Source organism: Neorhizobium alkalisoli, assembly GCF_007829835.1.
Lineage (GTDB): Bacteria > Pseudomonadota > Alphaproteobacteria > Rhizobiales > Rhizobiaceae > Neorhizobium.
The window spans coordinates 114071-132442 of the sequence record NZ_VIWP01000009.1; the positions used below are offsets into that span (position 1 = coordinate 114071).

At 60.5% G+C, this 18372-nt stretch carries 18 protein-coding genes; 8 read left to right on the forward strand and 10 right to left on the reverse strand.

Translation table 11 applies throughout. The annotated features are described in order from the left end of the window. Positions 1–3: 3 nt before the first annotated feature. Positions 4–606, reverse strand: a complete 603-nt coding sequence (locus FHW37_RS26320; protein WP_145641789.1) for an NAD(P)H-dependent oxidoreductase — start codon at positions 604–606, stop codon at positions 4–6. A 175-nt stretch (positions 607–781) separates the two neighbouring features. Beyond that, on the reverse strand, positions 782–1639 hold the full coding sequence (locus FHW37_RS26325) for an alpha/beta fold hydrolase (RefSeq protein WP_186458405.1): 858 nt from the start codon (positions 1637–1639) through the stop codon (positions 782–784). A gap of 215 nt (positions 1640–1854) precedes the next feature. Between FHW37_RS26325 and FHW37_RS26330 the strand changes: the two genes are divergently transcribed. The 4 genes from FHW37_RS26330 to FHW37_RS26345 all read left to right on the forward strand — a co-directional run bounded on the left by FHW37_RS26330 (position 1855) and on the right by FHW37_RS26345 (position 3861). Beyond that, positions 1855–2103: a hypothetical protein gene (locus FHW37_RS26330; RefSeq protein WP_145641793.1), complete on the forward strand. Its 249-nt coding sequence runs from the start codon at positions 1855–1857 to the stop codon at positions 2101–2103. A gap of 162 nt (positions 2104–2265) precedes the next feature. Continuing rightward, the gene (locus FHW37_RS26335) at positions 2266–2814 is read left to right on the forward strand and encodes an OsmC family protein (protein WP_145641795.1); all 549 of its coding nucleotides are present in this window, start codon (positions 2266–2268) and stop codon (positions 2812–2814) included. A gap of 497 nt (positions 2815–3311) precedes the next feature. Then, positions 3312–3497 (forward strand): hypothetical protein, encoded by a 186-nt coding sequence (locus FHW37_RS26340; RefSeq protein WP_145641797.1) that lies wholly within the window; start codon positions 3312–3314, stop codon positions 3495–3497. A 67-nt stretch (positions 3498–3564) separates the two neighbouring features. Further along, positions 3565–3861 (forward strand): UBP-type zinc finger domain-containing protein, encoded by a 297-nt coding sequence (locus FHW37_RS26345; protein WP_432442899.1) that lies wholly within the window; start codon positions 3565–3567, stop codon positions 3859–3861. 42 nt (positions 3862–3903) lie between these two features. Here FHW37_RS26345 and FHW37_RS26350 read toward each other — a convergent pair whose 3' ends face one another. The 3 genes from FHW37_RS26350 to FHW37_RS26360 are packed head-to-tail and all read right to left on the reverse strand — an operon-like array spanning position 3904 to position 8412. Further along, positions 3904–5562, reverse strand: a complete 1659-nt coding sequence (locus tag FHW37_RS26350; protein ID WP_145641800.1) for an FAD-dependent oxidoreductase — start codon at positions 5560–5562, stop codon at positions 3904–3906. Positions 5563–5572: 10 nt separating this feature from the next. Beyond that, the gene (locus FHW37_RS26355) at positions 5573–6712 is read right to left on the reverse strand and encodes an HlyD family secretion protein (RefSeq protein WP_145641802.1); all 1140 of its coding nucleotides are present in this window, start codon (positions 6710–6712) and stop codon (positions 5573–5575) included. After that, positions 6709–8412 (reverse strand): MFS transporter, encoded by a 1704-nt coding sequence (locus tag FHW37_RS26360; protein WP_145641804.1) that lies wholly within the window; start codon positions 8410–8412, stop codon positions 6709–6711. Before FHW37_RS26360 ends, FHW37_RS26355 begins: the two co-directional genes overlap by 4 nt. Positions 8413–8736: 324 nt before the next feature. Between FHW37_RS26360 and FHW37_RS26365 the strand changes: the two genes are divergently transcribed. Next, entirely contained in the window at positions 8737–8961 is a 225-nt protein-coding gene (locus FHW37_RS26365; protein WP_145641806.1) for a hypothetical protein, read from the forward strand. A gap of 258 nt (positions 8962–9219) precedes the next feature. Next, a complete protein-coding gene (locus tag FHW37_RS26370) occupies positions 9220–10062 on the forward strand; it encodes an alpha/beta fold hydrolase (RefSeq protein ID WP_432442900.1) in 843 nt (280 codons plus the stop codon). Positions 10063–10125: 63 nt separating this feature from the next. On the opposite strand, the gene FHW37_RS26375 is transcribed toward FHW37_RS26370, so the two are convergent. Both FHW37_RS26375 and FHW37_RS26380 read right to left on the reverse strand, forming a co-directional pair. Then, positions 10126–10563 (reverse strand): hypothetical protein, encoded by a 438-nt coding sequence (locus tag FHW37_RS26375; protein ID WP_145641810.1) that lies wholly within the window; start codon positions 10561–10563, stop codon positions 10126–10128. A gap of 234 nt (positions 10564–10797) precedes the next feature. Continuing rightward, a complete protein-coding gene (locus tag FHW37_RS26380) occupies positions 10798–11661 on the reverse strand; it encodes an MBL fold metallo-hydrolase (protein ID WP_145641812.1) in 864 nt (287 codons plus the stop codon). A gap of 173 nt (positions 11662–11834) precedes the next feature. On the opposite strand from FHW37_RS26380, the gene FHW37_RS26385 reads away from it, so the two are divergent. After that, positions 11835–14591 carry an ATP-binding protein gene (locus FHW37_RS26385; protein WP_145641814.1) on the forward strand — a complete coding sequence of 919 codons (2757 nt, stop codon included), beginning with the start codon at positions 11835–11837 and terminating at the stop codon, positions 14589–14591. A gap of 124 nt (positions 14592–14715) precedes the next feature. Continuing rightward, a complete protein-coding gene (locus FHW37_RS26390; protein WP_145641816.1) occupies positions 14716–15492 on the forward strand; it encodes an alpha/beta fold hydrolase in 777 nt (258 codons plus the stop codon). Positions 15493–15639: 147 nt separating this feature from the next. Here the strand turns inward: FHW37_RS26390 and FHW37_RS26395 are convergent, their stop codons facing one another. The 3 genes from FHW37_RS26395 to FHW37_RS26405 all read right to left on the reverse strand — a co-directional run bounded on the left by FHW37_RS26395 (position 15640) and on the right by FHW37_RS26405 (position 18346). After that, positions 15640–16728, reverse strand: coding sequence for a GGDEF domain-containing protein (locus FHW37_RS26395; RefSeq protein WP_145641818.1), 1089 nt, complete (start codon positions 16726–16728; stop codon positions 15640–15642). 329 nt (positions 16729–17057) lie between these two features. Continuing rightward, positions 17058–17450, reverse strand: coding sequence for a DUF983 domain-containing protein (locus tag FHW37_RS26400; RefSeq protein ID WP_145641820.1), 393 nt, complete (start codon positions 17448–17450; stop codon positions 17058–17060). Further along, positions 17447–18346 (reverse strand): NAD(P)H-binding protein, encoded by a 900-nt coding sequence (locus tag FHW37_RS26405; protein ID WP_145641822.1) that lies wholly within the window; start codon positions 18344–18346, stop codon positions 17447–17449. The genes FHW37_RS26400 and FHW37_RS26405 overlap by 4 nt, the downstream gene beginning before the upstream one ends. Positions 18347–18372 lie beyond the last annotated feature (26 nt).

Genomic DNA, 18372 nt, shown 5'->3' on the forward strand with positions numbered 1-18372 from the left:
AGGTCAGTCCCTCACTAGATCAGGTAAATTAAAGCTCCCGAAAGTCGGCAGCAGGCGGAGGGCGGGGATGTCGAATCTATCGTCGCGCAGCGCTGTCAGAAGCCGAGGGTAGGATCGGATGTGGAGTTGCGCGGCTTCTTCCGCGAGGTGATTGGCGGAATACAGGATGAACGGAGGAAGATACTCCATTCCGCAGAGCGTCGCAGTTTGTTCAAGAGGATATAGGAACTGTTCGAAGACCCGCCGGTTGCCACCGTCTTCTGTGTAGTCCGATATGCCCCCTCCTGTCGTAACGCACGCCATCGTGTGCTTTCCCGCCAGCTTCTTGCCCTGTGGCCCATAGGCGAAGCCATATTCGAGAACGAGGTCCTGCCACTGCTTGAGAAGAGCGGGGGTCGAATACCAGAACACTGGAAACTGGAACAGGATAACGTCATGTTCCATGAGCCGACGCTGTTCGCGATCCACATCGATGGAAAAGCGAGGATACTCGGCGTAGAGATCGACGAAGGTCACGCCTTCCAGCTCTGTGGCGCTTGCCGCCATCGCCGTGTTGATACTCGATTTCCGTTGCGCCGGGTGCGCAAACAGAACCAGAACTCGCATCTGCTTTCTTTCCATTCTTCAAAGAAGCAGGGCTTGTCGCCTGACTGCTTGACTCGATTGCATTGAAACTATCCGCTGAGCGAGGACCCGTTCTTGAAGGATCGCGCTCTCTCGTCACTCTGAGAGGAGTTCGGTGGGGTCTTGCGTTGCCGCGAGTCCCGCGGTCTTGAAGCCTTCAGGCGCGGCTATTGATCGAACCGAGCTTCTTGTACGCCCCGCCTATCCAGCTTGCTATTTCGGCCCCGTAGCCATCCGAAGAGTCTTCCCAGATCAGGTGGCCGCCATCCAGGAGAACCTGTCGGCAACGTCGGATACCCTTCACCAGGTATTCGCCGTTGGCGGGAGGGACGATCGGGTCCTGAGCTCCTGCCAGCACAAGCACAGGCGTTTCGATCCGGGTTAGGAGTTTATCGAGGAGAGGAAGTTCGTGTGAATACGACCGGACGAAATTGGTTGCCTGCTCGAACCTCTCGGCTGATGACGAGTGCCAGTAATCTTCGATCACCGAGGGCGGCGGCATGTTTGCGGACGAGGCGGTGACAAAGCCGACCGCGATATCGCCGCCTTGTTGATCGGCAAACGCTCCGGGCGGAGATGCGATCAAGTCGACAAGACCGCCGGCGGCCAACTCGACCTTCGTGGCTCCGCTGCCGACCACGAGGCTTTCGAAGAGATCGGGGCGATCGGCAGCCGCGAAGAGCATCGCGAGTGCGCCTACGTCGGGCCCGACGCCGTGCATCCGGGTAATCCCGAGTTTCCAGGCGGCCCGCGCGATAAATCGAGCCATCCCCGTCGGTGACATCAGGTCGGACCGTCCCTGCGACATCCCGAAGCCCGGCAAGTCGATGGCAACATAGGGGGCCAAGCTGCCGATTGACGCCAGAATCCCCCTAAAAGCGTAAATGCTTTCGGGCCAGGGGCTGGTGATGACTACAGGGATTCCGTCGGACCGCCCGCCCGTAGCAATGCGAACATTCACGTCGTCTATTTCCACGTAGGAAATGTTGCCGATATCCGGAAGCACGCTCTTCATCTCGCTATCTCCAACCGCCCGGCGGCAATTTCGGTGCATCCATCGCCGGATCTGTGCAGTGAAGATTGGACATGGCGTTCGATCGGGATTGTCGGATCGTGCGATCGCCTGACCGGGGCCCCAAGGGCGCTATCCTACAATAAGCTCGGTCAGACGACGCACATATTCGCCTCAGACAGGGAATGGTCCCATGTCGTCAATCTGAGGTTAAAACAATGAAACTCGCACTTGCCGCACTCGGCGTGACCGCACTTTTCGCGTCTTCCGCATTCGCTCTGGACCCCATTCCCGGTAGCGTTACGTACGGTGGCCAGCCGGCCCACCGCCTGCAGAAGGCTCCCGTCGGAAGCACTTTCGACAACACCTTCTATTCCAACGGCCAGCGCTACACCGAGACGTACATGATCCAGCCCGACCGGTCTCTGGTCATAACCAGCCGCATTCGGATCGGAAGCGATCGATAGTAGGTCGGCATGGAACGGGAACAGCGACCGCGCTTTCCGGTATCCGGGGAAAAGCGTGATCGCTTCCGTTTCACCCTCCGAGCGAGCTTCCCTAACGGCTGCCCACGACATTTCGATCCGGGCTACCGAGACCGTAGGAATCAAGAAAACGTGGAGAAGTTCATGTCACAGGATGAACAGCCGACAACGATCACAGCCTATCTTCGCCCTATCGATCGCGACGGGCTTCTTGCCTTCGCCAAGCGAGGACGCGACAATCCTGATCGACAGGGCACGAACGTCGTACATACCGTCTGCGAAGGTCAGTATCGCACACTGAGCTATGTCGGCGATCACGACCCGGTCGTCGTTGACGAGCCCCTGCATCTGTTCGGGCAAGATACCGCGCCGGCACCGGGTGAGATAGCGCTTTCTGGCTTGGGCGGATGCCTTGCAGTGGGAATCACCGCGGTTGCGACATTCAGGAACGTCCGGCTCTCTCGCCTCGAACTCCGTATCGAAGGCGACGTCGGAAACACCGCAGCCTGGGGCGCTGGTGGCGCGCCACGCGAACCCTTCCAGATGGGCTTCCAGGCTATCAGGGTGTCGGTAGACCTCGAAGGCGACGCGACGAGAGAGGAGCTGGAGGAGATCGTCAGGCAGGCCAACTACTTCTCTCCTGTGGCGAACTCGATGAGGAATCCGATTCCGATGGACGTTTCGCTTTCCTAACCCCGAGCGCGGCGACAAGACAAAGCCGACGGCCTGCAGACGCGAGCCATCGGCTTTTGTGGTTCCAAACCGGAAGCCCGGTGAAAGTGTACCTCACTTCTCAACAAGCCTCAGACACCCGAAAAAATTCGACGCGTGCCATCGCCAGACTGAACGGCAGGCACGGCATGGTCTCGGAAGCGCACGAAGAGCTGCTGCCGCGGGGAACGTTTGCGGCGGTCGAGGGCAGATAGTGTTCGACATTTTCTTCCCACCGCGGTGTCTGAACGTCTGATAGCGGGATCGGTTATGCGTGTTCCGAGGACCGTATCTCGTCTGGATACTCGTGAGAGACCGATCGTACTATAGACCAGCAAAGCCTCGCGATATCCGTACCCAAGAGGGACGATCAACTCGAACCCACAGGTAACGACATGGCTCTCAAGCTTTCAGAAACCTCCTGCATTTTCAGACAGTCCCCGCTCGGACGGATGAGATCCCGTTCCGCGGCACGTCGCATGCGGGCCGCGAACGACAACGTTTTCCGCGTCCGTACCGTCGAGGCGACCCCTGCTGACGATACCCCGTCACTTGCCGATGTCGGTCCTATCCTCGCTCTCATGGCGATCTCGGGCGCGACCTTTTACATGATCTCCAGCATGCTTTCCGGCTATATCAGATCATTCCCGTCATTCTATCCCTGAGACACGCTCAGCGTCCGAGGCCGCCTGAAGGCCGCCTTATCACGTGCTGAAAATGAAGGATCACACCATGTGCACGCATAGCCGATCGATCAGGAGCGTACGGCCCAAGACGCTGGGATGCGAAGAGTGCCTCGCGGAGGGTATGACGTGGTTCCATCTCCGCGTGTGCCGCGAATGCGGACACGTCGGCTGCTGCGACCAATCGCAGGGCAGGCACGCGACAGCGCATTTCCACCACACTGGACATGCAGTGATCGAGGGCTACGATCCGCCGGAAGGCTGGGGCTGGTGCTACATCGATGAAGAGTTTGTTGAGCTCCCCGATCAGTCGCCCCGGCTCGGCCCGATACCCCGATATTATTGAGACGAGCCGTTCGCGGTTCCATCCTGCAGAAACCTGGCGCATCTACCAGGCTTTGGCTAGAAACTGGTGGATCGCGGCGACGACCACCGACCCCTCCCCCACGGCGGAGGCGACCCTCTTGATGGATCCCGAGCGGACGTCCCCGACGGCAAAGACCCCGGGCTTGCTCGTGCGGAAAGGCGTGGAAGGCGTGGCCAGTTCTCCCTCGTCCGGAAACCCGGTCTCCACGAAACCGCTCCGATCGAGTTCCACGCATCCCGCCAGCCACTCGGTATTCGGCGATGCGCCGATCATCACGAACAAGTTGGTCGCCGGGCGCTCGAAAGACTGTCCGGTTTTCCTGTTGCTCCAGCTCACGCCCTGGAGACCGTTTTCACCGTGAAGCCCGGTGATGTCCGACGTCTCGTGGAGAGTGATGTGTTGTGAATTTCTTATTCTCTGAACGAGATAGTCCGACATGGTGGAGGAAATGCCGCTGCGCATGACCATGTTCACGTGCCTCGCGGTGCGAGACAGGAACACCGCCGCTTGCCCGGCCGAGTTTCCACCCCCGACGATAACGACTTCCTGCGCCGAGCAAAGGTTGCCCTCCATCGCGGTCGCGGCATAGTGGATGCCCTGCCCCTCGAAACGTTCGTAATTTGGCAGATCGAGTGTCCTGTAACGAGCGCCCGTCGCGACGACCACCGCTTTCGCCCGCACGGTGCAGCCATCGGACAGACCGATCTCGAACGGCTTCTTCGAGCAGTCGAGCGAGACCGTGCTTCGCGAGACGCAGATGCGCGCGCCGAACTTCTGCGCCTGGATATGCGCCCGCCCGGCCAGGGCTTCACCTGATATTCCGGTCGGGAACCCGAGATAGTTTTCGATTTTCGACGACGTTCCCGCCTGCCCGCCTGGCGCGAGCGTTTCCACGACGATCGTCCTCAGCCCCTCCGAGGCCGCATAGACCGCGGAAGCGAGACCCGACGGGCCGGCCCCAAGGACTGCGACATCGTAGACGACACCCTCCTCCGGTGGCTCGAAGAGTCCCAGCTCCTCGGCGAGCCTTTCATCGGAAGGCTTCGACAACACCTGCCGATCCGGCTTGACCAGCGCCGGAAGCGCCGAAAGCGGGATGGAAAGCTCCTGCATCGCGTTCGCCGCCCCCGGATCTACCACGACGTCCAGCACTTCGACGGGATAAAGGTTTCGGGTGAGGAAGCGCTGTATGCGGAGCAGTTCCGAGCTGTCACGGTGGCCGACGAGTACACCGCCGCCCTTGAGATGGCGGACAAGTCCTGCCCTGCGCAGGATATAGGCTCGCATGATCATCTCGCCGATATCGGGCTCGCCCGTTATCAGGGCGCGGAACATGTCGTGGGGAACCCGGATGAACTGAGTACCCGCGATCAGTTTGCCGGACAGGAGAGTGTTGCGATCATTGAACATGTTGTGCTCGCCGCTGAACTGGCCGGCGCGATAGCTGTAGAGATACTGTCGTCCCTCGATTGGATGCTCGGCATGCACCTCCAATTCGCCGTTCAGAATCAAATACAGGTCCAGCGCCCGATCGCCTCGTGTGAAGGCGATGCTGTCTTCGTGCACGACCTGATGCTCACCATAAGGCCGAACCCGGTCGATCGTGTCCTGAGGAAGGACCGGGTAAGTCTGCGCTTCGCGTCGCCATGGGTCCGACGGATCGTTGAGCATAACGTTCATGATGGTCTCCTCAATGGCTCTTTTGGTCGGTGTTTAGAGAGGCGGTATCGACGTGGGCTTCGACGGACATTCCCGGTCCCAGCCTCTCGATTCCAGGCTGGTTCGGATCGATCTTGATGCGGACCGCGATACGTTGCGGGATCTTGGTGAAGTTGCCGATGGCGTTGTCCGTGCGCAGGACGGAAAACTCGGACCCGGCCGCCGGAGATATGTCTTCAACGGTGCCTTCGAAGCGAGACCCGGCCAGCGCGTCGACAAAGAACCACGCCCGTTGTCCAGGCCGGACCGCACCCGACTGGGCTTCTTTGAAGTTGGCGACTACCCACCGGGCTTTGGGAACGAGGAAAGTGAGCTGGCTGCCGTTGGTGACATATTGCCCCAAGTGGGCGGTTACGTCGCTTAGCCTCCCGTCTTCGGGTGCCGTGACGGTCGTGTAGCCAAGGTTGATTTCTGCTAGCTGGAGCCTGGCCCTCGCGCTTTCCACGTTGGCCCCGAGCGCCGCTTTGTTCACCTCGGCGGCCTTGAGTGCCTGTTCCGCGCTGCCCCGTCCCGCGTCAGCCTCTTGGAGAGCGGCCGTAGCGACACCAAGCGCCGCCCGGGCGGCGTCTTCCGTACTGATGGAGCCAGACCCCTTGTCCGCGAGCTGGGACGCACGTTTGAAGTCCGCGTCAGCCTTGACGAGTTGAGCGCCCGCGCTCGAGATCTTTGCTTCCGCGGTCGCGATGTCGAGCCGCCTCTGGGCGATCGCTTGCTGGTTGTTTGCGAGATTCGAGACTGCGATATCGAGGTCTGCGCGGGCGGCCGCAACTTGAGCCTTGTAAACCCGGTCATCTATCCGAAGCACGACGTCGCCCCGATTGATCGCCGAGTAGTCCCGTACGGCGATCTCGGAAATGTATCCCGTCACCTGCGGGCTGATTATCGTGGTCCGCCCCCGCACGTAGGCGTTGTCGGTCTTGACGACGGAAGTCGAAAACGGGGGCAACTGCCAGGCCACGAGTATGGCAGCCATGCCTGCGCCTACCACTAACAACGCGAAGGCCTTTGTCAGAAGGCTGCTGATCTTGGGCTGCCATTGTCGTGGTGGCGCGGTTGGCGCATCAGCTGCTCTGTCGGCCTGCGCAGTGATGATTGGGGAGACCGCGTTCATGATGGCTTACTCCGATATTGTTTGAAGAGGCTGACCGCGATGAACGCCAGCAGGGCAACTGCGCCTGCTGATGCCGCCAGCGATATTGCCGTGAAGACGTCGATGTACGCGGCGACCCGCGCGTATTGGGTGACCTGTTGGGAAAGGGCCGCGACGCCCTCGGCGGATCGCGTCGCCGGATCCGTGATGACCGGAGCGTATCGGGCGGCAAGGGTGGACAGAAGCGCCGCCACTTCGGGATCGGACCGTGTCGCCTGGGCGGCGTAGGCTCCGAGGTGATACTGCTGTGCGTGGAAGAGATATGTCTGGGTGAACGCGTTGCCCGTCAATGTCCCCACCGACTGCGTGACGTTGAACAGCGCGATGAAGCTCGTCATCCGCACCCCGCCATCGGCCAGGACCCGCCCGAGCCCGAAGATGAAGACCGGACCTATAAAGAGGGTGCCAGCGAAGGCGATAAGCGGCTGGCTGACCAGCAACTGGGGAACCCGGGTCGACACGCTCGATCCGGTGTCGATGTAGGTCGCCACGGCGACGAGCGCCAACGCGCCGAAAACCATAAGCGGTAGACGCGGCGGCGCGACGATCAGCGCCGCGGCGACCAGGCCCACGACCGCACCGACGAAAATTGCGCCGGTCAGGGGTCTGGTATCGTCGTTCGTCAAGCCGAAGTCGCGCAGCATCGTCAGGATTCCGATCGTTTGCTCGGACTGGACGAACCTGCATAGGACGGCGATCAGCGCCCAGCCGACAAACGTCCCGGCCGAAAGCCATTTCACGTCGATGAGCGGCTTCGCCCTGCGGGCCTCGATGAAGAAAAACAGCGCGAAGCACGGGAGGCATGCGGCGAAGAACCAGCCGATCCAGGCGACGTTGGTCCACCAGAGGTAGCTCCCGAGGCCCATCGCCGAGCCGAACATGACGAAACCGACCGCGTATAGGCTGAAGCTAAGGGCATCCAACGGTTCGAACGCTTTCGACCGCACCCCGGGCGGAAGACGAACGATCGAGACGATACCAAGCGCGGCGAGTGAGAGACCCAGTTCGAAGAGGTAAAGCCCGTTCCAGTTTCCCAAGGCCAGGAAGTCCTTTGGAACGAGCCAGGCGAGAGGCAACGAAAGCTGCGGTGTTCCGACGCCGAGACAGACGGCCCTTAGCCTGTGAGCGGCGGGAAAGGCCTGCATCATGTAGAAGACGCCGAGTGTGGTAAGCGCTGAAGCCGATACCCCGCTCGCCGCTCGCACAAGTATGGCTCCGGCCAACCCATTGACGAATAGATGCGACGTGATCAGGACGGCCTGCAGGGCCAGGAACACCATGCAGAACGACCTTACCCCGAACTGCTGGCGGTATTTGACGAGAATGCAGCCAGTGATCGCGTTCGTTACGAAATAGGCTGCGGGGAGCCAGGCCACCTCACTGAGATCAAGCCCCAGCGATCCCTGGATATAGGGGAGGTTGGCGGCAACGATCGCGTTTCCCAGAGCTCCGGTAATCCCGATGATGACGGCCGTTAAACCGTATATGGCACGACGGCCGGCCGGGTGGTCGGGGAACCCCGGAGACCCCGGCAATGCGGGCCTTTGGCCCTCCGGATAGTCGAAGCTTTCGTCATCGTGATAGAAATGCTGCCGGGCGGTCTGGACATCGGACCGTGCCTCGTCTTTCGCCAGCTCAGAAGGGGCAACTCCCACGAACACATGCCTTTTCGGTTAGTCTGGTCACCCGCCTTGGCTGGCGTGACCTGAAAAATCTGTTGGCCATGAGGTCGGATTGACTGGCCCGCGAGGAACCTAGCTGTGCCCGGCGGGTCCTTATTGAACGATCCTGCCTCGGGGATATCGGTGGTCGGGCGACCGCGATGCCGTACGCCACAACGAAGGAAGAGGTTTTTACGACAGGAAAGGAATCCGGAGTTCAGGCTCAGGGAGGGCAATCCGCAAGCGTGAGCCTGCGCCGACATCTTACAAGATCGCGGCGGCCTGCTGTCCTATTCCAATCCCGACCTTGAAGGAGATCGGACAATGGAATCGGATACCCGTTATCGCGCCTCTCATCCCCAGGCTTGGCCGATCATCGCGGTTTATGGCGCGGTCGTGATGGGTGTAGCCGCCCACAGCTACTTAAACCACGAAAGAAGCGACCGCGCTTCCGCTTCGTCCACGTCAATCGCAGCGGCCGACATCAGTCCCCTTTTTCCCCATCCGTATTCCTCGGGGACAAGACATTCGATCGAGCCCACGGAATAACGGCCGAGCGCCGACCGCCATGTCGGTGACCTGTCCGCGGGAATCGTTTGTACCCGAATCTACAATAATCCGTCCGGGTCCCTCCCTAAGTTCGCTGCATGCCGAGACCCGGCACGAACGATGGAGCGACTTGTGACCTACGACCTTTCCCGCCGACAGACACTCATTGCAGGGGCAGCCGTCTCTTTTTCTATGTTTGTCCCGGTAGCCGAAGCAGCCGACCAGAAACGCAAAGAAGATCTCAAAGGAGAATTCGAAATGACCGAAGCATTCGTGAAGACCAAGGAAGGCGTGGAGCTGTACTACAAGGACTGGGGTCCCAAGGACGCCCAGCCGATCGTCTTCCACCACGGCTGGCCGCTGTCTTCGGACGACTGGGACACCCAGATGCTGTTCTTCCTTGCCAAAGGCTACCGCGTCGTCGCCCATGACCGTCGCGGTCACGGCCGCTCCTCGCAGGTCGCCGACGGCCACACGATCGAGCAGTACGCTGCGGACGCCAACGCCGTCTACGAGCACCTGAACCTCAAGAACGCTGTCCACATCGGACATTCCACCGGTGGTGGTGAGGTCGCGCGCTACGTCGCGAAATACGGCGAGCCGCAGAAGCGCGTCGCCAAGGCGGTCCTCGTCAGCGCCATTCCGCCGCTGATGCTCAAGACCGAAACGAACCCCGGCGGCCTCCCGGTCGAAGTCTTCGACGGCCTCCGCAACGCTCTCGCCGCCAACCGCGCCCAGTTCTTCCTCGACCTGCCGACCGGCCCGTTCTACGGCTTCAACCGCCCGGGTGCCACGATTTCCCAGGGTACCATTAAGAATTGGTGGCGACAGGGCATGATGGGCGGCGCAAAGGCCCACTACGACGGCATCAAGGCTTTCTCCGAGACCGATCAGACCGAAGACCTCAAGAAGATCACCGTGCCGACGCTGGTTATGCACGGCGACGACGACCAGATCGTCCCGATCGACGATGCGGCTCGCCTGTCCGTCAAGCTCCTCAAGAACGGCACCCTCAAGGTATATCCGGGCTACCCGCACGGTATGCTGACGACCCACGCGGACGTCATCAATCCGGATCTCCTCGCCTTCGTGAAGGGCTGACGACACAACGCCATCGCGGACATACCGGATGCGCCGGTGTGTCCGCGATGACTGTAGGCTGCGCTACTGAACTCTTCCCGGTTCGAACCCGGCGATCTGGTAACCGAGTTCGATCAGCGCCATGGAAATGAGATACTGCACCATGGCGGAGTTGCTTTTTCGTGCGAATTCGTAAGCCGCGATGCAATGGTCAGTCAGTTCTGCCTCAGCAGACTTCGCGCCTCTGGCTGTCCGGAAGACCATCCCGGTGCAAACACCCGGCGTGTGTTGCGCGCCGAAGAAAGAGTGGCCGATAGCTTGCAGCCTCTCCGCCCGCTCGCTCGTCGCCCCTAGCCGGAACGATTGTCTGAAAGACGATCCGGTCCGCGCGGAATTTTTGATCGCGTTCGAAAATTCGGTACTATCGGCCGTGTGGATCAGATCGACGACACGGCGGAGGGCGATCCCCTCGACGCCGACTTCTTCGGGCAGCCCGAGGTATCGACACAGGGTCGCGTCCATCCTGAACGCGTCCGCGGCCGCGTCCCACATGTAGACGCCACACTCAATCGGCTCCCCTCGCGAGCCACCAAGCCGTCTCGAGTCATATCTTCGCATGAAGTCCTTTATCGCCGCTTAGATCGGAACAACCGAGCATCCCTTCGCGGGAATGTTAAGCCTCTAAAGAGGGGGATGCGGACGGATTGCCTTTCAAGAGAACACACTTTTGCCCGACCTTTGCCGATGCGCATGTCTCTACTCCATGACGCAGATAAAACCCTGATCCTGGGCTTTTCCGACCCTGCAGCAAAACGGTTTCGCGAAATGTACGGGCATGAGCCAGGTGCCCGTCTCGCTCAATTCCTCAAGTATTCTGATCCGCGTTGGTATGGCCGCGTCCGTCGCCGAACATGCCGATGAGTTCCAGCTTGGAATATGGACCTGAATCGGGTGATGGACGATGTCGCCGGAGAATACCGCTCTCCCGTCACCGGAGGAAAGGGTAAGATGGCAGTGTCCGTGCGTGTGGCCGGGACTGGCTTTTATGAGAAGCTCGTCACAGAGATGAAACGGGGCGTCTATCGGCAGCCACTGTCCGCTGTCGATGATCGGCTGGATCGTGTCTGCGATCAAATTTAGATCGTCGCCCGACGGAGATCCCTCCCCGACCAAGCGCTCGAACTCGGTCCGGGACACGACGTACTTCGAGTTGCGGAATGTCGGAACCCATTGTCCGTTGAGGAGACGCGTGTTCCAGCCTGCGTGATCGATGTGGAGATGCGTGCAGAACACGTAATCTATGTCGTCGGGGTCTACTCCGGCAGCCGCGAGATTCTCGAGATACCTCGAATTCATCATGGCGAAGAACGGGCTGTCGGGACGGTTCTTGTGGTTTCCGCTGCATGTATCGACGAGGACAGTCAAGTTGGGCAATTTGATCAGCCAGCTGTGTATCGAACCTACAAGTCTGCCTTCATCCGGCGCGTAGTGGTCCGGCACCATCCAGTGCAGGTGCTTTTCGACCAATTGGTCATCCCAATCAGGCAGGAACGCTTTCGGAGGAAACCCGAGGCCATGGTACTCCTCGATCCGTAAAACCTCCGCGCTTCCGACCCGCATGTATCACCCCCGTTTTGGCTGATTCAGTTATTCCGCTCCGGGACGTCTCTTCAACCTGACTCTATGGCTAGGTATGTCCGGGCAAATTGAAGCGGTAAGGTAATTCTGCCGAATTGCGGTCGATTGCTTGCCCCTCGTCTGCGGGTTGTTCGAGAGGGTTCCGGGACACCCTGATGTCTACTATCCGATTTCTTGATTTCGAACTGGACGTATCCCGCAGGCTGCTGGAGCATCGCGGTGAGCCCGTGAAGATCGGGTCTCGGGCTATGGACATCCTCGCCGTGTTGGCTTCGCGGTCCGGCGAGGTCGTGTCGTCGAGCGAAATTCTTGGTGCGGTATGGCCCGATAGCGTTTCCGCGGAAAACTCTCTTAGAGTCCATCTCGTCGCGCTCAGAAAGGCGCTGGCGGTCGCTGACGCTGGTTCTCTCGTTCAGAGCGTCGCAGGCCGCGGATACATTCTGTCGGCGACCGTGCGGGTAACCCAGCCGGCCGTCGAGACGGTCCGACCGCTGGGACAGAACAAAGGCAACCTGCCGGGTAAGTCAACGGGCGTCATCGGAAGGGAAAGCTTCGTCGCAAGGTGCCTGGAGCTCCGCCATTCGCGTGTCATGACGATCGTAGGCACCGGAGGGATCGGAAAGACCACCGTCGCGCTGGAAGTCGCGCACCTGCTCAAGGAAGATCACGAAGCCGTCTATTTCCTGGATCTGGCCGCCCTCGGTTCGACGGGCGCTATCGCGCCCACCCTCGCTTCCTTGCTCGGGCTTTCGGTTTACGGCGAAGATCCGCTGCCGGGCATCGTCTCTGCCTTGGCACGGCAGAACGTCTTGCTGGTATTCGACAACTGCGAACACGTGATCGCTGAGGCGGCACAGATCATCGAGCGCATCGTCCGAACGTGCCCGGATGTAAAGGTGCTCGCCACCAGTAGAGAACCTCTCTCAATCCAGGCCGAAACCATCAGACGCCTCGGTTCACTTGATGTGCCAGAGGAAGGCGAGGTGTCGGCACAGGCGATGCAACGCTCGGCCGTGGCTCTCTTCATCGACCGGATGGAGCAATCGTTCGAAATGGGAACTCCCCTGCGACGCGAGCAGATGGACGTCGTGACGGGCATCGTCAGGAAACTGGAGGGCATTCCCCTCGCCATCGAATTCGCCGCCACGCGCGTTGTCGATCTCGGACTGGAGCAGCTTTTGGCATCGCTGGACCAACCGTTGACCGTCCTGAGAAGGGGCCGCCGCACGGCTCCTCGTCGCCAGCAAACCCTCCAGGCGACACTCGACTGGAGCTACGGCTTCCTCACGGAAAACGAAAAATCCGTTCTGCAGGCCCTGTCCGTTTTCGCATACTCGTTTTCACGCGAGGGCGCGCTCGCCGTGTGTGAAATGGCTGTCGGCAAGGAAGAAGCCGAAGACGCGATTTGGGGCCTGCAGTCCAAGTCACTTCTCGCGCGATCGGAATCCGGAAGAGCTTTGCGTCTTCTCGAGACCACGAGAGAGTATGCGGCGATCAAACTGGCGGCGGCCGGACGTCAGGGTGAAGTACGTTTGGCCCATGCATCGCTCCTCCTCATCCGGATGCGCGAAGCCGAGTTCCAATGGGACAAGCTGCAGACAGCGCAATGGATGAGCGGCTACGGGATACTGATCCATGACCTCCGCCTCGCTCTGACTTTCTGCGAGGAGGCAGGCCAGACGCGCCTTTACCACGAGCTTTTGGCCAGCTCCGTGACGCTCTGGACCCAACTGGGACTGATGAACGAACAATTGCGGCATATCGAGAAAGCCGTGCGCTCGTTTGACCTCGAACCGTCGACCGACGCCTTGCTGGAAACGCAGTTACGGTCGGCATACGGCTCGATCGCTTACAACGTACATAGCGTCGATGGTGACGCGGAAGCCCGGCGACAGTTTGAACTGGCGGCGCGGTCGGCGCGATCGTTGAATGACGCGACGAGGCTCCTGCGGGCGGGCAGCGGTGTTTGCGCGCTTTTGACCACCCAAGGCCGCTATCGCGACGCGAACCAGGTCGCCTTGGAGCTGCAACGGGATCTGGGCGAAGCCGCCGAGCCCGCGGTGAACCGCATCCTCGCCCACAACAGCCATTATCTAGGCGCACACGATGACGCATACGAGTATGCCGCGCGTGCGCTGCGGGCTAACGGTCAGGCGGTCCGGGGGACGCTGACAAGCGGCGCGAACTTCGGTCAAAAGACGCTGTCTTTGATGGTAATGGCCAAAACGGCCTTCATCAGGGGGCAGATAGAGATGTCACTGGAACACCTGGATGAACTCACGTCGGACATACTACTCGTTGACCATCCGATATCGACGTGCCTTGGCCTCGCCGTCGGAGCCTGCCCGATCTACTTCGGGCTCGGTGAACTGGAGCTCGGATACCGCTTTCTGGGCATCCTTCGTGATATCTCGACGAGGAACTCCCTTTATCGTTGGCAGGAATGGGTCGAGGGGTACGAATATGCCCTCGGAGCGGGGAACGTCGATCATGAGGCCGCGATCGCTTGCCTCCGGCATGGCGGAAACGGACCGCGTCTCGAAAACATCGTGGCGGTTGCCGGAAAGCCGGCCGGGTTAGACCTGATAGAGCTGGCTCTCGCGGGCGAAGCGGGTTGGTGCCAGGCGGAGTTAGTCAGGCTAAAAGGCGAAATCCTGCTCGACCGCGGCGATCGCAGCGGGAGGGGTTTGCTTCTCGACGCTTACCGGATCGCCGAGGGGCAGTCGGCTCTGACATGGCAACTCAAATGCGCCAACAGCCTCGCGAAGCACGGAAGCCATCAAACTCTGGAAGCAGACCGCGAAAGGGTTGAACGGACACTGGGGCTTTTTTCTTGTTCTCCGGTCAAAGGCGACATGAAGACGGCGGAGGCGGCTTTGAAATTTCTCGCCTCGGAGGCTCAGGAAGCTTGAGGCAGCCCGCCGCAAACGCGGTACGACATTCCATCCCTGCGTGCCTTTGGGACCGAATGTACAATAACTAAGCACGAAATTGGTGCCTTCTCGAGCAGTCGAAAATCGAACCAGGATATCCCCCATGTTCAAGAAACTGTTCGCATCCGCATTGTTCGCCACTTCGCTGGCGAGTGTCCCGGCCTTTGCAGCCGACACGAAGCCGACCATCGTGCTGGTCCATGGCGCTTTCGCCGACGCCTCCAGTTGGACTGGCGTCATCGGGAAGCTCGAGGCCGACGGATATCGGGTGGTGGCCGTTGCCAACCCGTTGCGCAGCGTCAAGGGCGACAGCGCGTACCTCAAGCGGATCATCGCAAACCTCGATACGCCCGTCGTTCTTGTCGGCCACTCATACGGCGGCGCGGTCATCTCGGAAGCCGCGACCAAGGGCGAAAAGATCAAGTCGCTCGTCTACGTCTCAGCTTTCGCTCCTGAGATCGGCGAGTCCGCCCTCGAGCTCAGCGGCAAGTTTCCCGGAAGCACGCTCTCCCCGACGCTCGACAAGCCTGTCGAGTTGGAGAACGGCACGAAGGACCTCTACATCCAGCAGGACAAGTTCCACAAGCAGTTCGCCGCGGACGTTTCCGAGAAGGCAGCTGCCGCCATGGCCGCTTCGCAGCGTCCTGTAACCGATGTCGCCCTCGGCGAAGCCGCCACCAACGCCGGATGGAAGGACATTCCTTCGTGGTCGATCTTCGGCTCCGCCGACAAGAACATTCCGCCGGAAGCCATGAAGTGGATGGCCAAGCGGGCGAACGCCAAGGAAACCGTCGAGGTCGAAGGCTCGTCCCACGTCGTTATGGTCTCCCATCCCGACCGCGTCGCCAAGGTGATCGAAGACGCCGCCAACGCCCGTTGAGGCTGAATGCCGGGCCTCTGCAGTTAGAGGCGGGGCCCGGCGAACCATCTAGGAGATCAAGGTGCTGTAGGCAGCAACGCCGGGGCCTGCAACCCGAATCTCTCCGTTCGCGTGGTCGAGGACGCTGACAGAGGTTCTGTACCTTAATCAAGCCGCCACTTTATTGCGGCCGGTTCTCTTTGCCCTGTACATGGCTTCGTCGGCGCGGCGTAGCGTCTCGGCGATCGGCTCTACCTTCGAAGCGGTCGCAACCCCGATGCTGGCGGTTACCCTGATGGAATGACCCTCGAAAAACACGGGTGTGTCGCACACCAGGTTCCGGATTTTCTCGGCACGCCCGCCGACGTCGAGCGAGCCTGACGACGTCAGCACGATGGCGGACTCCTCGCCACCGATCCGACCGATGTACTCTCCTTCGCCGATCGCGGTCCGTATCCGTTCATGGAACGCCCTGAGAACAGCGTCTCCGGCGGCATGACCAAATGTGTCGTTGACGTCCTTGAAATGGTCGAGGTCGACGACGAGAACGGCGTCGGGCGATCTTTCTTCGCAACGCTTGAAGAAACCGCTTCGGTTAAGCGCGCCGGTCAGCGGGTCTGTGTCCGCGAGAACCGTCAGTGCCTGTCGCGCCTTGCCCTCCATCATCGCCACCAGCCCCACCATGAACGCGTTGTTGAGCACGAGGTCGCTGACAAGGATGACGATCGCGGAAGCGTGGTTGTCGGTGCCGGACAACGAAAGAACAGTTGAGGCCGCGTAGATCGGCAGGTAGGCCAACAGAGCCCAGGCGGAGATGCGGCGACCGGGATTGGATTGCCCACCGTGACCGGTGAAGAAATGATGGGCGGCGAATGCGACATTGACAGCCAGCAATGCCGTTGCGACGGCGTTCGCCGTCTGGAGCGACGCCGTCGCAGCCAGCGCCGCGTGGAGAACGGAAATGCTGGCCGGAACTGCGGCCATCTCCCAGACGAAAGGTCTCCCTCCATCGAATGCTCGCGTGCCCGCCCACAGGAGGGAGACATTGGCGGAAATGCATCCGAACAGGAGAGCGATCGCCAGGGAGTGGTCTACGACCGACATCATCGCCGTGGACAATGCAAGTGTCAGGAAACTGCTGCCCCAGAGGAGCAGACAGTCCTCACGTCTCCGAAACCACAGGAAGAAGAGAATAGCGGCATAATTCGCGTTGAGTAGCGCGTTGCAAAAGTGGATGGAGGCGTAGTCAAGCGTCATCCCGGCGTTTCCGAAAGGCTGCTCGTTTATTCCAAGAAGCCCGCCCGAGGTTTCGGTCGATGACCGGCCGGAGCTGGGTGATGTCGTCCCGGCTCACTAGGGTGGTCTCCAACCAATCTAGTGAACGAAAGGTCGCCTCTGTGGCGAATATGCCTGAAATCAGTCAAGGGTTTCTAAAGATCGGATAGGCTCACGAACCAGATGCGAGGTGGTGGCGCGATGTCGGCGCTGCCTGAACTCGGCTCGCCCTACATCCTAGACGAGACGTCACGGATCGCGGCCGCAGTCCTTGCGTTTCGCCTGTCGCTGAAGTCGGTATTTTTCCGCTGTTACTTGCGTGTTTCAGCCTTGTATCCCCGGTCGATACGGCCCTGTTCCGCCTTGTAGAAAAATTGGCTGTTCACGAGCCACCCTTTCAGGGGGCGCAGCGGCAGAATGCAGGCCAGCAGTACGACCGGAAGTGACAAGACCGCATGGACCCAGATCGGAGGGTTGAATTCGACCTCCAGCCAGCATGCGAAAGCCACGGCAGGAACGCATGTAAAGCATATGACAAAGAACGCGGGACCGTCAGCCGGATCCGCGAACGAGTAATCCAGGTCGCAAACCTCGCATTTCTTCTTGAGCGTGAGAAATCCATCGAACAGGTGGCCCTGTCCGCAACGGGGGCAGAGGCCTCTCAGGCCAGTTCTGATCGGCGGCAATGGCGGATAGTCAATCATCGAACGCTCCGGAGTGGCTGCTGGAAATCCGCGATGTTCTCCCTGATCCACAAGGAAAACGGGCGGGGAGGTTTCCCGGTCAGTTCAGTGACCGTAGCGGTCGTCTCCGCCTGCGCGGACCGCTCGATAAGGAGTTCAATGCCGAGGAGGAGATCGGCGACCATCCCGGTCAGGCCCGAGCCGATCAGAAGATCGCGCTGGGCGACCGGGTGACGATGTTGATAGACGACCTCGCGGCCGAGCTGTCTCGAGAGTTCGGCCGCGACCTCGGCCATCGTAACGGCCGCCGGCCCCGACAGGTGATGGGCACGTTGTGCGTGGACGTCGTCGTTTTCCAGGAGCGCCACCCGCGCGACGTCAGCGACATCTCGTGTATCGATCAGATTGACGCGGCCGTGGCCTGCCGACCCACCCCAAGAACCTTGCGCCACCGGAGAAGAGGCACGCGCCAGGGTGTCAACGAACGTTGTCGGACGCAGCAAGGTATAGCCGATGTCACACGTGGCGAGGTGGGCTTCGATCTCCCGGTGCCAGTCGAACGGATGCAGGCGAAGCGGCGGCCCCATGACCGAGACCTTCACGATATGTGAGACCCCGGATGCGACGGCGGCATCGATCAGGGCGATCTCGTTTTCGACTTGGCGCGCGCTGGTACCGTGCGCGATGAACAGCTTGTCCGCACCCTCGAGCGCCTTTGCCAGGGTATGAGGTTTTTCGAAATCGACAACCGTCGCCGCTAGTCCCCCGAGGATGTGTTCACGCGACGTGTTGCGGGAAAGCGGCACCAGATCGACGTCGTCGTCGACAAGTCCCGCGATAAGTGCCGCGCCAATTCGCCCGGTAGCGCCCGCCACGGCGATGCGTTTTCCGTGACCTTTGCGGGTTTCGTGAGACATTTGATGACCTTTTGCAAGCGAGACCC

Excerpts from the sequence above, each read along its gene's own strand:
- FHW37_RS26320 (WP_145641789.1), bottom strand. The coding sequence starts at position 606 with ATGCGAGTTCTGGTTCTGTTTGCGCACCCGGCGCAACGGAAATCGAGT.
- FHW37_RS26325 (WP_186458405.1), bottom strand. The coding sequence starts at position 1,639 with ATGAAGAGCGTGCTTCCGGATATCGGCAACATTTCCTACGTGGAAATA.
- FHW37_RS26330 (WP_145641793.1), top strand. The coding sequence starts at position 1,855 with ATGAAACTCGCACTTGCCGCACTCGGCGTGACCGCACTTTTCGCGTCT.
- FHW37_RS26335 (WP_145641795.1), top strand. The coding sequence starts at position 2,266 with ATGTCACAGGATGAACAGCCGACAACGATCACAGCCTATCTTCGCCCT.
- FHW37_RS26340 (WP_145641797.1), top strand. The coding sequence starts at position 3,312 with ATGCGGGCCGCGAACGACAACGTTTTCCGCGTCCGTACCGTCGAGGCG.
- FHW37_RS26345 (WP_432442899.1), top strand. The coding sequence starts at position 3,565 with ATGTGCACGCATAGCCGATCGATCAGGAGCGTACGGCCCAAGACGCTG.
- FHW37_RS26350 (WP_145641800.1), bottom strand. The coding sequence starts at position 5,562 with ATGAACGTTATGCTCAACGATCCGTCGGACCCATGGCGACGCGAAGCG.
- FHW37_RS26355 (WP_145641802.1), bottom strand. The coding sequence starts at position 6,712 with ATGAACGCGGTCTCCCCAATCATCACTGCGCAGGCCGACAGAGCAGCT.
- FHW37_RS26365 (WP_145641806.1), top strand. The coding sequence starts at position 8,737 with ATGGAATCGGATACCCGTTATCGCGCCTCTCATCCCCAGGCTTGGCCG.
- FHW37_RS26370 (WP_432442900.1), top strand. The coding sequence starts at position 9,220 with ATGACCGAAGCATTCGTGAAGACCAAGGAAGGCGTGGAGCTGTACTAC.
- FHW37_RS26375 (WP_145641810.1), bottom strand. The coding sequence starts at position 10,563 with ATGGACGCGACCCTGTGTCGATACCTCGGGCTGCCCGAAGAAGTCGGC.
- FHW37_RS26380 (WP_145641812.1), bottom strand. The coding sequence starts at position 11,661 with ATGCGGGTCGGAAGCGCGGAGGTTTTACGGATCGAGGAGTACCATGGC.
- FHW37_RS26385 (WP_145641814.1), top strand. The coding sequence starts at position 11,835 with ATGTCTACTATCCGATTTCTTGATTTCGAACTGGACGTATCCCGCAGG.
- FHW37_RS26390 (WP_145641816.1), top strand. The coding sequence starts at position 14,716 with ATGTTCAAGAAACTGTTCGCATCCGCATTGTTCGCCACTTCGCTGGCG.
- FHW37_RS26395 (WP_145641818.1), bottom strand. The coding sequence starts at position 16,728 with ATGACGCTTGACTACGCCTCCATCCACTTTTGCAACGCGCTACTCAAC.
- FHW37_RS26400 (WP_145641820.1), bottom strand. The coding sequence starts at position 17,450 with ATGATTGACTATCCGCCATTGCCGCCGATCAGAACTGGCCTGAGAGGC.
- FHW37_RS26405 (WP_145641822.1), bottom strand. The coding sequence starts at position 18,346 with ATGTCTCACGAAACCCGCAAAGGTCACGGAAAACGCATCGCCGTGGCG.